Consider the following 13145-nt stretch of genomic DNA (forward strand, 5'->3'; position numbering starts at 1 on the left):
CTCAGCGAGAGAGGGCATTTATATCGTAGTACGATCATATACAACCGCGGAGAATGATGTGCGTGCCAAAGCCGATCCACTTCAAGATTCGGACTATGCAGCATTGGCGAAGTTTCGGCACGCGATCCGCCATTTTCAGGCGTTCAGCGAGGTTCAGGCAGCCGAGGTCGGGCTTACGCCACAGCAGCACCAAGCGCTCTTAGCAATTCGGGCGGCCTCTCCCGACGAAGCCACGGTAGGGCATGTGGCCGAAAGATTGGTCTTGAAACCACATAGTGCGACTGGCCTTGTGGATCGCTTGGTAGCCTTGGGCCTTGTTGCACGCAAAGCAGCGAGCAATGATCGCCGGCGTGCGATGCTGCGCCTCACCGACAGAGCGTATGAGATCCTCGCCGATCTTTCGGCAGTCCATCGTGACGAAATACGGAGATTGAAGCCTCTGTTGCTCGATATTCTTAGCGAATTCGATGTTGTGTATGACCGCCAAGGGGCTGAATGAGGCGCATCAGCAGCGACAAACTGCTTGCGGACGACGAGAGGCAACCCTGTGACGCCCTTGCATTCTGTATCGTAAGACGATATAACTTAATGGTTGGCGTCTGGCAATTCGGTGGAGGAGCGCATGACCCTGCACGAGATCCTCGGCGGCTGGTTCGTTGACGTTGTCGGAAGCCTGATCGCTGCATTCCTGCTTTGTTATCTTGGCTGGAACGCCTTCAAACTCGTACACCACCCGGAAATTGGCGTCCCATTTCTGCTTTGCCTAGGTTGGATCGGCTTGCCTCATCATCTGACGGCGAGTACCTTTGTGCAAATGGTCGTCGTATATACATGCCTAGGTGCATTGATTTTATGGCCGGTTGGTCGAAAGTGGCATAGAGATCATAGTGCTTAAAATGAGAAAAGGAGAGGTAAATGGATCAATTGGATCAGGATTTTTCGGTTCATCCTGCACCTTACCCCGTTATCATTGGGTGCATCAGAGAGGGCCGCGAGCCGTCTATTGCAGAGATACTGCGTGTAGCCAAGCGCATCCGTCGGGAGGCGTATCCCGCGGCCAAAAAACTTAGTTCTAGGCACCGGCGTGGAATAGTTTTGAGCGCCCTGGCAGCTCTCGGGATCGAGCAGGAACGTTGAGGTCCCTGCTCGTGAGGAATATTTCTTTTACCATTTGGTGACGAAAGCCGCTCTTTCGCGAACATCAGGGTGTGCATCGGTCCATTAGCATCGACGACGAAAACCTGCCGCGCTTCTTAGGGCGCGGCAGAATACCCATTCACCCTTATTCTCACCTCAACCAGATGCTACTTCGTTCATGACCTATTTCTTTTCTCCTCTGGATCCAGTTGAGATATAATCGCTAGCTGCGCCGGTGTAGGCATGCAAGTTGTGGGGATTGGCGCAGAAGGGCGAGTAACTGAAAATCCCGTATTGTCCTGAACTTCGTCAAACGTGACGCCTGGGTGCAGTGATCTGATACGGATTGAGTGATGAGTTCCGCCAAAGTCGAGAACGCATAACTCTGTGACAATCAATCTGAGATCAAGCCCTTTGGGCATTTGTCCGCCTGGGTATCGATCCGGATTATATCCGGCCATGCAGACGAAGTCGACCTCCCCTTCAACAAAGACACGTTTGTTGTGCTTCGGGAAGAAGAAGCTATTCGGGTGGCAAATGGAATTGCCGGGAAAGCCTCTCACGCCAAGCATGGCAGTCCGAGGTTGCTTATGATCCCCGATAACGCTGATGTTTGCCTGGCCGTAGCGGTCGATCTGTACCGGCGTAACCATCGCATGGCGCTTTCCGCTCCAGAGTGTTGAAAACACGCGGTCGTAATTTGCCGGCCCTTCGTACACGGGTTGTTGATGACTTTGGCCTAGAGGAAGCGGTTCGGAGGTGTACCATGCCTCGCCATCCGTAATCTGGATTGCGGGACTGAAAGTACGCTTTGCCAGACCTGCTGCGATCCGCGGGATCGGGCCAATTCCGGTCACCATGATTTCACCTGCATCCCGCCAAGCTTCAGCGCAGGCAGTAATCATCAATTCCGAAAGGGGATGACTTGAGTTGATCATGTACAAAGACCTTTCAGTAAATCGGCTTTGGTAAGCTGGACACTTTAGACGGCCCGCCCACGGCAGATAGATACGACGCTTCATCTACATTGATGAAGTTAGATCTGTAGTCGTCCCATTGTTCGGCAGAGCTGGCACTTTTTGAGTACAGCCTGAGATGATCGAGATCGATCTCGTAATCAGGAGATCCGCTCGTTGGGTGAGCGCCGAACGGCGCTTCCGCCACGCCGCTTATGAGAGCCCGTTCAACGAGATTGAAGCGACTGTTAGTCTTCATATCCAGTGCTGCCGTTGATACTATTTTCTCGACCGTTACGTAGCTGCGCTCGGAAGCACGTACGAGCAGTTCGTCGAAAATGGGATCGACACTGAGGTTGAGTATATTTCCACGGTCGTCTGAACGATGAGCGTGGATGAGTGCCACATCAGGTGTGATAGGTGGCATTGCCACCAGTTCTTCCTCATCCTGGTAAGGGCTTGTAATCATTTTAAAGCCAGGCTGATTGATCACATCCGTTCCGATCCCGACGCGCGTCGGCAAAAATGGTAGTTTCATCGCCGCAGCACGCAAACCCCAGTGGAACATGCCCTCATCGACTTCCCAAACCTGGAATGCGCCTTTTTCTCTAGCCGCTCGGTAATGGGGATCCAGCGGAATATGGTCCAGGGTTACAAACGAGAAGATCAATTTTCTGATCTTCCCAGTAGCGGCAAGAAGTCCAACATCTGGGCCTCCATATCCTGCGATAACCGTAAGATCTTTCAGGGATGAGCGCGCTATTGCACGCACCAGCGCCATTGGCTTGCGTCGTGTAGCCCAGCCTCCCAGTCCAATGCTCATACCATCGCGTAGCTCGGCGATGATTTCGTCTACCGTCATTACCTTATTAATCATCTTTTACAGAACTCGGTCATGCGCGCAGCGTTCTTCACCTGCCCGACGGAGCAGGCAGAGTTGCGAGCTTTGTGGTGCAGAAGTGTCGAGGGTCGAGTTATGACCATTCTTGTTGAGGGCCAAAACTCTTGCGCTCGGTCATGGCAGAGGAAAGATCCGGCCAACAGCATGTGCTGAAAGTGGATCCATAGAGCCATAAACCCCGGTCCGAAGGCAGCACGCCTCCGGCCGGGGCTTAAATGCCTGCGACGATGCTGCCGGAGTTAAGTTCGCGAGAACGACGAGAGCAGAGACTGCGCATAAGACATTATCGCCTTGGCGGCGCTCGAAAGTCAAGCGTCGCTTGCAGCACCAAAATTCTCTGGAGCCTATAACGTTGAAGCCATCGGTCTATTTGCGAGTGTAAGCTGAAATTTTGTGAACCGCTTTCTGGAACGGGAGGATTGCGGCGCGGGGTAGCTGCATGCGTCTTCAGTATCAGTCTGGAAGTAGACTGATGTGCGGAGTTCTTTGCAGTTATGATGCCTCATTGGCGTCGGCTGGGACCTGCCACAGCTAGTCCTCTCCCCTTTGATTATCCTCGCGCAGTTTGGAGGGCAGACTGTAAACCGCGCGCAACACAATGAGCCGGATCCTCAGCGACAAGCACTGGCAGACCGAGCTCCTTCTGAAGCGACTCAACGAGACGGGGCGTCAAGGCGCCGCCACCTGTGAGCAAGGCGCCATGTTCATGCAGATCCTGGCTGAGCTCCGGTGGCGTTTGGTTCAGTACGTCCCGCACGGCTTCTACGATTTGCCTAACGTGCTTGTCGATCACTGGATCCAGTTCTGACGCGGAAATGCTTAGGGACGTCGGAGCCATGGACACAAGGCTCCGGCCGCGGACTTCGATCACCTTGTCCGAGGGGTAGCCGCCCTTCAAAGAAGAGCAGTTCCTTTTGATGCGTTCTGCCGTTGGCGCACCAACAAGAATCTTGTGCCGAAGGTGAAGATGATCGGCGATCACTTTGTTCAATGAGGCGCCTCCGATCCGAACGGAGCGAGTCAGGCAAATTCCGCCCAATGAAAGAACCGCCACCTCAGTGGTACCCGCGCCACATTCCAGCACCAGCACACCCGCTGGCTTGTTGATCTGGATTCCGGCACCAACTGCGGCGGCAAGTGGCTCATGAACTAAACGTACGGGAGCCAGTCCAGCATCATCAGCCGCGGTCAGGAGGGCTCGTCGTTCAGCTTGCGTGGCGTCGGCAGGAACCCCGATGAGCGCTCGGAGCCCTCTCACCTGTCTGCGGCCCAGAGCGTGGCGGATAGCATATCGCAACAGCTCGGCCGCAGTGCCGATATCTTGTAGAACGCCCCGCCGTAAGGGTCTTCTCACCTGCAGGCTTGGAGGTGTGCGATCGACCATTGCCTCTGCCGCACTGCCCGCCGCAAAGAGTTGGGGATTAGTTCGAAAATTGGCAAAGCAGCAAAGCGAGGGTTCGTCGAAAAGGATACCGCCATCGCGATGAATTACCCGCAAATTTGCAGTGCCAAAATCGATTGCGAGTTCCGGCCGCCTCAGAGATAAGGAAGAAAGCATCCGTCTGACATAGCGATCATTCCCGCCTTTGTCTCGCCTTTGCCTCGTCCGCGGATTTGTGTCTGGCTGCCCCACACCTGAAGCGCGGTCCTCATTGGCGGTGTTCCATTACGGGATGTTGTCGGTCAGGTTTGACATAAGCGGGCTACAACGGCATCATGGAAGAATGAAGGCCGGTCACTCTCATCATCGCTTTCGCCACCACGGGGGGCAGCTTCTCGCGGGCATGTAGCCCCGGGTTCCGGTGCTTGGTGCCCTGAACTCGGGGCTCGGATCGAAAACAAGCTTTGCCTCGCAACAGGGGCGTGAGCGCTCATCCGGAAAGCAAAGTGTATGACCAGCAAGAAGGGGCGTCGCCGCCCGCAAATCCATATGATCGATTCCGAAGCCGACGCGATCACTGATCTCGCAATCGCTGCTGAAAGACGGATCCCGCAGGTGAGCAAGCTTCTCCTGGAGGAAACTGCGCGGGCTCACATTTACTCGGCAGCGCGCATCCCTCAAGACGTTGTGACGATGAACGCCACTGTCGATTTCACCGACGAGACTGGAGAAAAGGCGCACAGCTACCAGCTGGTTTATCCGCGAGAAGCCGACATTTCATCCGGCCGAATATCTATTCTGACGCCGGTTGGTGCTGGTCTCATCGGCCTGAGGGAAGGGCAGTCAATATTGTGCCCAGATCGTGATGGACGCGAGCGAGAGCTTAAGATCGTCAGGGTGGTGCACGAAAGATAGTCTATCATTCATTCAAATTACGGGATGTTTTCGCGCAGCCAGATGTTTGAACACCGCTGGGGAGCGGGTAGGAGCACTGCGCCGACCTTTGTAGCACTGTTCAGGCGATAGTCTGACTTAGAGGAAATTTGGGCACGGAAACTTGCCGCTTCGAATGTCGTGGGAATGCATGCTTGCCTTTCCTGCTCTGCACTCTACATTAGACGGATGTTCGTTAGCAGGAAACACGAGAGACCGGCGCGCCGGTCTGGAAGCAGCGCGCTGTCGCGCGCCTAAGCCCTGACGCCGATCGCGTCGGGGCCGTTCCCTCCTTTCTGCCTCCACTGGGCGCCTTCAGCGCCAACGTCTGTGTACAAGATGAGATTCACAGGCGTGCGTGAGAAGTAATCTTCGCGACTGCGGCACATGGGTGGATATTTTCTAGCTAATTTTGTCTGAGAGGCCATCATGGGACCGAAGTTCATATGGGTTACTCGAACATCACCGTATAACATGCTTACCGCACATCGGCTGAAGGGGATTGGGCACAAGGCGCTCACAATTCCCCTTCTCACGATCAAGCCAAGGCCTCATGAGGCACTATCAACCCAACCTGATGCGCTCGCGTTTACCAGCATTCACGCTATCGAGCACCACCGCTTGGACTGCCGCTTTCGTGATCTGCCTGTTTTTACAGTTGGCGAGCGAACGGCGAAGCTGGCGCGCGATGCTGGCTATCGTCGGGTGCAATCGGCCGACGGAAATGCGCTTGATCTGGAGATACTGATCAAGGATCACATGCCTAAAGGCTCTGAAATCATCTACTATAGTGCTGCTGAGCCTGCAGTGGAACTCGCGCTATCGTTGAACGAGAGAGGTTATGCCGCTCGCCAGATCACCGTATATGAAAGTCTACGCTCTCCTTCGAACACAATTACTCCCGCATTGGCCGCCATGCCTTGGATGGACGGAGTTCTGATACACTCAGCGAAGGCGGGTAGGATTATCGCTCAGCTCATAGCCGATTGCGGAGAGCAGTGGCAGGGGACCGCCTATTGCATCTCCGAAGCTGCCGCCGATCCCCTGCGGCATCTTGCACATGGAAGAGTAAATGTTTCGGAAAAGCCTAATGAGCGGGCAATGCTTGATTTGCTAGGTGGAAGGGGCCCCCCGCCAAGTTTTTAGCTTCGATAAGCTTCGCATTAGCCAATCAACTAAGGCGATCTATTCCGTTCATTGTTGAGCCCTTGGCTCTTTTAAGGAAATGGCTCTGATCCCATGCCTCGTCGTTTCGAAAAATATGCATCGTCTTCAGCCAATCATGCAGATAAATGCTGCGTCAACGAGTTCGAGGTTAGTGCTGCAGCCTATCCTGATGGCCGAATTGCTGTGCTTCTTTCATATTATCCCAATCTTTCCCGAGAAGAACTGAAAGAGGTCATTGGGTTTGTCCGTTCAGCGCGAGACGATCAGATAAGGCGGCTAAGATCCACTCCGGGTAGTTCAAGAAAGCTCGACAAGTTCCTGCGGGACAACCGAGCACTAATGCCGAGTCTGCATGCGAAAACTAGTTCGATTGTCGCGGCTGTTGTCATTATGTCGATCCTACTGTGGATGTTGTGGGACAAGCGACCGCATCCTCTTGCGCCCGTGTCGCATCAGGCTGATGTAAGCCGACAGGCGGGCACATTTGAACGCAAATAGATCAGGAGACCGCAATGTGCGCCGTTTTTGTAAAACCGCGTCCGTTTGGGCGCCGCTCTTGCCGCTTCGTAGAACTACTCGATCGATATCCCGACGTCAGCGTCGGTCAGCTCGCTGAGATGATCGAGACATTTCCCCATCTGCCTGCGGCTGAAATCGCCATCATGTCGATATGTGAAAAATCACACAGAAAGCTGGACAAATTCATCATGGAGCAGTCGGAAGCTCTTAGTCGGCCATGGCTGAATAGTGGTTTGCTAATCATTATCGCCATCAGCTTTGTAGTTTTCCTGTACTGGCTTCATTGAAGAATGGCTTATAGTGGAAGAATTCACGCTTATGCGATCAAGGATATGCGGATAATTGAAGGCATATCGACTGGGCTACGCGATAAGATGCGCATCGGAGAGATCTAGTGAATAGAATTAGGCGATTAATCAACGAGTAGCGGCCCCGGGTTTGTGAGGGAGGAGCCCGGGGTTGATTTTGAATCTTGTAACGGCAGCGGAGTACGCTGGTCGGGAGTAGCCAATGATCAAGACAGCCGCATATGAACGAGAGTCACCGCTTGAACCTGCAGAAACGCAAGCGCCTGAACCGCGTGTGATCCCCTTTCCAAAACGCAATTCGCAGCCCGAGCCGACCCCTCCCACCGTGCCGGAACCTCCGGCTGCAGCATGATCATCAAATCAGCTGAGGAATAGGTAAGGATATGTCGATCGATGTTTCCGCGGAGTGCAGGACGTTCTTTGTCACCCTTATCAGAGGCGCTGCAGAGCGGGCAGAGGCGATCTTGGTACGGCCAGGTCAGGAGGTGCGCTTAAGAGCGATCCGAGATGATGGGTTTTCAGAATTAGCGCGGCTGGAGCTGTCGCCACTGCCGGAAGATCAATATCTCGCCGTTGCACTCCGCCTCTCGGGCGATGGGGACCGCAAGTCGGCCATATTCGCTGCACTGGCGGACCAATTTCGGTCGCCCCCTTTGAGCATCGCCGTGGAAGCTCAGCGCAAGCTTGTCCAAAGCCGTTCAAGCAAGAGTGGGCTGTCACTGAAGGCAGCCGGCGAGGCCGTTGACGCGATCAAGATAAACCTGAGTTCGGCCGGGGTCGATTATAGCCGCGCGCTAAGACTTCGAGCGGCCTTCTATTCAGATTTTTGGTGTGATCCGAGGATACCTGCCGCTCCGGGAACTCGCCGCGTTATGCTAACAATGTCCGAGATATTGAAAGCACAAGTCAATGTCGAACATGCTAATAGATTGCCAACCTGGAAGCGAACTTCTGTTACAAGGAGTGTTTGTGAATAGTATAGGATAATGTGTGAGTGAGAGTCTAATGTTGCAAACGAGATCGCTTATAATGAAAGCGGCCGGTTTGATGATCAAAGGGGAACAATGGAATCATCCGCGGTTTCGAGCCTCGTTGCCCTAGAATGGAGAGCGCGCGCTGTTCAACATCCGCGAAACTCGGCTACATTTCAGCAGCCTCTCGGATGTCGAGCGCTAAGAATTAAGTATTTTGATGTAAGCAAGTCGGATCAGTGAGGCTCCTATGTACATTTTGGAATTCGACGAACAAACGCGCGTGCTGTCCCAGAGGGCGAGCGGATTTTGGAACCTGGCAGAATTCGGGCGGTATCACGCAGAGTTCACCGCGCTTCTGAGCCGGATCCGCTCAGATGGACGACCCATTAAAATGCTGTTCGACAGCCGAGACATGCCGCCTCAATCGGCCGAGGTGGTAAACGCATTTTCCAAGATGACCAGCGCAGACGGCATGAATGCTGACGGACGGGTCGCGATCCTGGTTTCGGGCATGCTCTCCAAACTGCAGGCCCAGCGGATTTCCGATAATCCACTTGTGAAGAGTTTCAATGACGAGGCGGAAGCGCGGGCTTGGCTAGCGGAGCCGATTTTAAGTTGCTAGTAGAGGTAAGAACATCTAGTTGGAAAATTGCGCCATCCGCACCTGGCAGCGCTCCATCATGGCTCCAGCCTACTAAATTCAACGTGAAAGCGTACCGAACCTAGCGGCTCGACTCGGTGCAAGATGGTCGGCTCGACAATGCCGGGCAACGTCCCGCTGGACAATATAACTTCTGCCAGCGTTCTGCGCGGATCGGTCACGATATAGCGCAGTTCGCCTTCCTCCACGCGAATCAGACCCCAGGTGCCTTCCTTCGTCTGATGATCGTTCAGCAGACCTGCCGGTATAGTCTTCTCGGTGAAGGTCGGCGTGCGGTTATAGGGTCTGACCCCGTCAGGAAGGTGACCGATCATGCTTCATTCCTTTCTCGGTAGAATTGAACGCCAAGCTGCAGGCTTTCCGCGATCCGATCCGCCTTTTGCTGGAAGGCCGTTGCGGCGGCGGGTGAGAGCAGTTCGTCGCTGACCTCCCGCCACAGCGCCAACCATTTGGCGAAGTTGTCATCGGTCATGTGCTCGGCGTGCCGAACATGCGCCACCATCGGTTGCCCCTTGTATCGCCCCGACGTCAGCATGACCGAGGACCAGAAGTCCTGAAGCTTGCCGAGATGGTGGGGCCAATCGTCTATCGCACCATTGAAGATCGGTCCTAGGACCCGATCCTGCCGGACCCGCTCGTAAAAGGCAGGGACGAGGCGCGCGATATCTTCTTCCTTGATTTCAGTCGTCATGACGCTGCCTTCTGGCTCTGCAGGATCAGGTTCAGGGTTTGCATGAGTTCGTCTTCCAGCAGCGGCTTTTCAATGAGAATGGCGTTTAGTTCAGCGGCTGAAGCGCGAAGCGCGCGGGTGGGATTTGTCGCCAGCAGGATCGCAGGGGTGGCGCATTTCCTCCGAAGCTCGGCAAGTCGTTCAAGCCCCTGCGCGCAATCCAGGTCCACCACAAAGGCAACGGCAGCGGCCGGATCGGATAGGTCCGACCCTGCCGCTGCCTTGATCCCCACTACTGACAGGGCGAATTCGATCGAGGAGAGGAGCGCTGCATCATCGATGAACAGCAGGACCGGATTGTCCCTGGTCATCTTCGCTCTCCTCTCCCATTCAGGCCAGGTCAGGCCGCCTTCTTCCAGATGGGCTCCAGCGCGACGTGGGGCGGGCAGTGGGCGATCGCGCCCACAGGCAGGCCGCCAAGTTCATTGGCAAAGCCATGGTTGACGTCGCGGTGATGAGCTTCGTCCGCCCGGACAACCAGCACCACGTCGCGGAGCGTCGCTTCGTCCGGCAAATTCCAATAGCGTTTGGCGATTTCCGGCGCGGGCACATTGGGGCTGCGGCCTTCGTCGATCTCAGCAAGATAATGGGTGTAGCTGATCACTGCCTCTTCTTCGAAATAGCCGACCACGCGGTGAGCCGTCTTGGCGCTCACCAGATAGAGGGCGAAGAAGAACAGATAGAAGACCCACTGCACGCCCATGATCACCGCGCGTTCGAACCAGGTGGGCTTGGAAATCTCGATGAAGGTCATGAGGTGCATGCGCTCATTTTCCGCTTCGTCCATGAGCGTCTTGATCCAGCCCCTGTCATCGCAGATGCGCCGCAGGCAGGCGAGATGGGTGATGGTCGCCCCGACCATGCCGGGGACAGCCGCCACCGTTTCCAGTACCACGGCGCGATGGCCGTAGCGTGCAGCGAAGAAGGTGTCCGCGCACCAGCGCAACATCTTCGTGAAGCCAAAGGCGACCTGGTCCGACAGCCCTTTGGGCTTGTGATGGACGCCAAGATCGATGAACGGTGCGGTCATGAAACTATCTCCAGATGCGAGCCTGTTTGCTATGACGCTCATCTATGCCGCGGGGCGTCGGGGAGAAATTCGGATGTTGTCCCTACCGCAAGTCCCCTAAGGGCTTTACCGGAGGTGGGAGAATGCGCCGATCCGATGAGGAGAATGTGAACAAAGCGGCAGTGTCATTTCGGCACATGAGCCTGCTCGCGCCGCCAATTCTGGTGACGCTGGCGCTTGCCGCCATCGCTGTGGCGATTGGCGCGGGGGTGCGCATCGCCTTCGCCGCAGAGCTTGGCCAGCGCGCCACCTATATCTTCTTCGTTCCGGCGGTGGTGGTGGCAAGCGCCTTGTCAGGTCTGCGCGGCGGGGTCATCGCTTGCATAGCGGGAGCCGCATCAGGGCTACTTTGCGATAGGGCGATAGGTCCTCTGGAAGTCGGAAGCCTCATCGCGGCGGCGGCGTTCGTGGTGATCGGCCTTGCGGTTGCGCTTGGCGGCGAATGGTTCCAGCGAGCGCGGGCAGAGGCGGAACGCGGCACGGCGGCGCTGGCGAGGCGGGAGGCGCATCTGCGCTCGTTGCTCGACACCGTGCCTGACGCCATCATCGTGATCGACGAGGGGGGATTAATACGGGACTTCAGCCCGGCAGCGGAGCGGATGTTCGGTTGGAGCATGGAGGACGTACGCGGACGCAATGTCAGCATGTTGATGCCCGATCCATATCGATCGGCGCATGATGACTATCTGACCCGCTATTACACAACTGGGGAGAAGCGGATCATCGGCAAGGGCCGGGTGGTGGTGGGTCAGCGCAAGGACGGATCGACCTTTCCCCTGGAACTGGCCGTCGGAGAGATGCGCGTCGGCGGCAAACGGCATTTCACCGGCTTCATCCGCGATCTTACCGAACGGCAGCAGGCTGAGGCCCGGCTTCAGGAATTGCAGAACGAACTGGTTCATGTGTCGCGGCTAACGGCGCTCGGCGAAATGGCGTCCGCATTGGCGCATGAGTTGAACCAGCCTCTATCGGCGATTGCCAATTATCTTAAAGGCAGCCGCATGCTGCTGGCGCGCGAAGAGGTGCCGCTGGACCGCGTGGGTGAAGCGCTGGAACGGGCAGGGGCGGAAGCGCTGCGGGCGGGCGACATCATCCGCCGCCTGCGGGACTTTGTCGCGCGCGGGGAAACGGAGCGGTCGGTCGAAAGCCTGGCCAAGATGGTCGAGGAAGCCAGTGCCCTGGCACTGGTGGGCGCCAAGGAACATGAGATCCGGGTGCAGTATGAGTTCAGTCCCGAGATTGATCTGGTTCTGGCGGACAAGGTCCAGATCCAGCAGGTGGTGCTGAACCTCATCCGCAACGCCGTCGACGCAATGACCGATGTCGCGCTGCCCCGTCGCGAATTGCTGATCGGGATTGAGCCAGCGGGCGATAATATGGCGCAGGTTACCGTGGCAGACACAGGCCTTGGGATTGATCCCGAAGTTGCCGATCGCCTGTTTCAACCGTTCATCACGACCAAGCGAACCGGCATGGGCGTCGGCCTTTCCATTTCGCGCACCATTGTCGAGGCGCATGGCGGGCGGATCTGGGCGGAACCGCGGGAGGGCGGCGGCGCGTTGTTTTGCGTCACCCTGCCACGCGTGAGTGAGGAGGATCTGTATGACGGTGAGTGAAGCGATCGTTTACGTCATCGACGATGATGACGGCGCGCGTCTTTCGCTGGAGTTCCTGCTCGACTGCGCGGGGATACGGGTGCGCTCCTTTGCTTCTGCCGACACCTTCCTCGCCTCGTCCCCGCCGCTGTCGGGCGCCTGCATCGTCACGGACGTCCGGATGCCAGGCCGCAACGGCATTGAACTGGTGGAGGAACTGAGGCGGCGTGGTGCAAATGTGCCGGTCATCGTCATCACCGGCCATGCCGATGTGCCGCTCGCCATACAGGCGATGCACGCAGGGGTGGCGGACTTCATAGAAAAGCCTTTCGATGATGAAGTGATGCTGTCGTCGATCCGCAAGGCGCTTGCCCGGCAGGCCGGGGACGAACAAGCGCAGGTGGAGAAGCGGTCGATACTCGACCGCATTGCAAGCCTTAGCCCTCGCGAGCTGGAGGTGATGGACGGCCTGGTTGCGGGACACGCCAACAAGGCGATCGCCTTTGACCTGGAGATCAGCGCCAGGACGGTCGAGGTTTATCGAGCGAATGTGATGATGAAGATGCAGGTCAAGACCCTTTCGGAACTCGTCCGCATGGTGACGCTGGCAAGATTGGGCTAGAAAGTTGAGTCGCTGGAAAGGAAATAGAGACGGAAAGGCGATGGCGTCCGAACGGCATCATCCTGCTTGTCCCTGACCAGACATTCTCCTAGCGTCCACACTTTTCCGTTCAAGCAGTCTTGCGCTTCCTCCGAAAGCCGAAGTACGAGCGCCTTATCGTGCTGACCAAGCCTGGGACATTCGCGACTGTCG

General features: G+C 56.3%; 16 protein-coding genes. 9 read left to right on the forward strand and 7 right to left on the reverse strand.

Going from position 1 to position 13145, the window contains the following annotated elements; translation table 11 throughout:
• Positions 1 to 58: 58 nt before the first annotated feature.
• Both IZV00_RS02125 and IZV00_RS02130 read left to right on the forward strand, forming a co-directional pair.
• Positions 59 to 499, forward strand: coding sequence for a MarR family winged helix-turn-helix transcriptional regulator (locus tag IZV00_RS02125; RefSeq protein WP_196225572.1), 441 nt, complete (start codon positions 59 to 61; stop codon positions 497 to 499).
• Positions 500 to 622: 123 nt separating this feature from the next.
• Positions 623 to 895 (forward strand): hypothetical protein, encoded by a 273-nt coding sequence (locus tag IZV00_RS02130; RefSeq protein WP_196225573.1) that lies wholly within the window; start codon positions 623 to 625, stop codon positions 893 to 895.
• Positions 896 to 1313: 418 nt separating this feature from the next.
• Here IZV00_RS02130 and IZV00_RS02135 read toward each other — a convergent pair whose 3' ends face one another.
• The 3 genes from IZV00_RS02135 to IZV00_RS02145 all read right to left on the reverse strand — a co-directional run bounded on the left by IZV00_RS02135 (position 1314) and on the right by IZV00_RS02145 (position 4552).
• The gene (locus tag IZV00_RS02135) at positions 1314 to 2159 is read right to left on the reverse strand and encodes a CoA-transferase subunit beta (protein WP_230463263.1); all 846 of its coding nucleotides are present in this window, start codon (positions 2157 to 2159) and stop codon (positions 1314 to 1316) included.
• Positions 2089 to 2955: a CoA transferase subunit A gene (locus tag IZV00_RS02140; protein ID WP_230463264.1), complete on the reverse strand. Its 867-nt coding sequence runs from the start codon at positions 2953 to 2955 to the stop codon at positions 2089 to 2091. The genes IZV00_RS02135 and IZV00_RS02140 overlap by 71 nt, the downstream gene beginning before the upstream one ends.
• Positions 2956 to 3544: 589 nt before the next feature.
• The gene (locus tag IZV00_RS02145) at positions 3545 to 4552 is read right to left on the reverse strand and encodes a rod shape-determining protein (protein ID WP_196225576.1); all 1008 of its coding nucleotides are present in this window, start codon (positions 4550 to 4552) and stop codon (positions 3545 to 3547) included.
• A gap of 333 nt (positions 4553 to 4885) precedes the next feature.
• On the opposite strand from IZV00_RS02145, the gene rnk reads away from it, so the two are divergent.
• The 5 genes from rnk (at position 4886) to IZV00_RS02170 (ending at position 8898) form a co-directional block, all read left to right on the forward strand.
• Complete coding sequence (rnk, locus tag IZV00_RS02150) at positions 4886 to 5290, forward strand: nucleoside diphosphate kinase regulator (RefSeq protein ID WP_196225577.1); 405 nt, start codon at positions 4886 to 4888, stop codon at positions 5288 to 5290.
• Between the two features lie 447 nt (positions 5291 to 5737).
• Complete coding sequence (locus IZV00_RS02155; protein ID WP_196225578.1) at positions 5738 to 6454, forward strand: uroporphyrinogen-III synthase; 717 nt, start codon at positions 5738 to 5740, stop codon at positions 6452 to 6454.
• Positions 6455 to 6987: 533 nt separating this feature from the next.
• Positions 6988 to 7281 carry a hypothetical protein gene (locus IZV00_RS02160; RefSeq protein WP_196225579.1) on the forward strand — a complete coding sequence of 98 codons (294 nt, stop codon included), beginning with the start codon at positions 6988 to 6990 and terminating at the stop codon, positions 7279 to 7281.
• A gap of 404 nt (positions 7282 to 7685) precedes the next feature.
• Positions 7686 to 8279: a hypothetical protein gene (locus tag IZV00_RS02165; RefSeq protein WP_196225580.1), complete on the forward strand. Its 594-nt coding sequence runs from the start codon at positions 7686 to 7688 to the stop codon at positions 8277 to 8279.
• 244 nt (positions 8280 to 8523) lie between these two features.
• The gene (locus tag IZV00_RS02170; protein ID WP_196225581.1) at positions 8524 to 8898 is read left to right on the forward strand and encodes an STAS/SEC14 domain-containing protein; all 375 of its coding nucleotides are present in this window, start codon (positions 8524 to 8526) and stop codon (positions 8896 to 8898) included.
• Positions 8899 to 8954: 56 nt separating this feature from the next.
• On the opposite strand, the gene IZV00_RS02175 is transcribed toward IZV00_RS02170, so the two are convergent.
• The 4 genes from IZV00_RS02175 to IZV00_RS02190 are packed head-to-tail and all read right to left on the reverse strand — an operon-like array spanning position 8955 to position 10697.
• Positions 8955 to 9251, reverse strand: coding sequence for a DUF1971 domain-containing protein (locus IZV00_RS02175; RefSeq protein ID WP_196225582.1), 297 nt, complete (start codon positions 9249 to 9251; stop codon positions 8955 to 8957).
• Positions 9248 to 9628 (reverse strand): group III truncated hemoglobin, encoded by a 381-nt coding sequence (locus tag IZV00_RS02180; RefSeq protein ID WP_196225583.1) that lies wholly within the window; start codon positions 9626 to 9628, stop codon positions 9248 to 9250. The genes IZV00_RS02175 and IZV00_RS02180 overlap by 4 nt, the downstream gene beginning before the upstream one ends.
• Positions 9625 to 9978, reverse strand: coding sequence for a histidine kinase (locus tag IZV00_RS02185; protein ID WP_196225584.1), 354 nt, complete (start codon positions 9976 to 9978; stop codon positions 9625 to 9627). Before IZV00_RS02185 ends, IZV00_RS02180 begins: the two co-directional genes overlap by 4 nt.
• Positions 9979 to 10007: 29 nt before the next feature.
• Positions 10008 to 10697 (reverse strand): alternative oxidase, encoded by a 690-nt coding sequence (locus IZV00_RS02190; protein ID WP_196225585.1) that lies wholly within the window; start codon positions 10695 to 10697, stop codon positions 10008 to 10010.
• Between the two features lie 176 nt (positions 10698 to 10873).
• Here IZV00_RS02190 and IZV00_RS02195 point away from each other — a divergent pair, with 176 nt between their 5' ends.
• Both IZV00_RS02195 and fixJ read left to right on the forward strand, forming a co-directional pair.
• The gene (locus tag IZV00_RS02195) at positions 10874 to 12352 is read left to right on the forward strand and encodes a PAS domain-containing sensor histidine kinase (protein WP_196226462.1); all 1479 of its coding nucleotides are present in this window, start codon (positions 10874 to 10876) and stop codon (positions 12350 to 12352) included.
• Positions 12339 to 12953: a response regulator FixJ gene (gene fixJ, locus IZV00_RS02200; RefSeq protein ID WP_196225586.1), complete on the forward strand. Its 615-nt coding sequence runs from the start codon at positions 12339 to 12341 to the stop codon at positions 12951 to 12953. The genes IZV00_RS02195 and fixJ overlap by 14 nt, the downstream gene beginning before the upstream one ends.
• The last annotated feature ends 192 nt before the right edge of the window (positions 12954 to 13145 follow it).

The sequence above is a fragment of the Sphingobium sp. Cam5-1 genome, from assembly GCF_015693305.1.
In the GTDB taxonomy this organism is placed as follows: Bacteria; Pseudomonadota; Alphaproteobacteria; order Sphingomonadales; family Sphingomonadaceae; genus Sphingobium.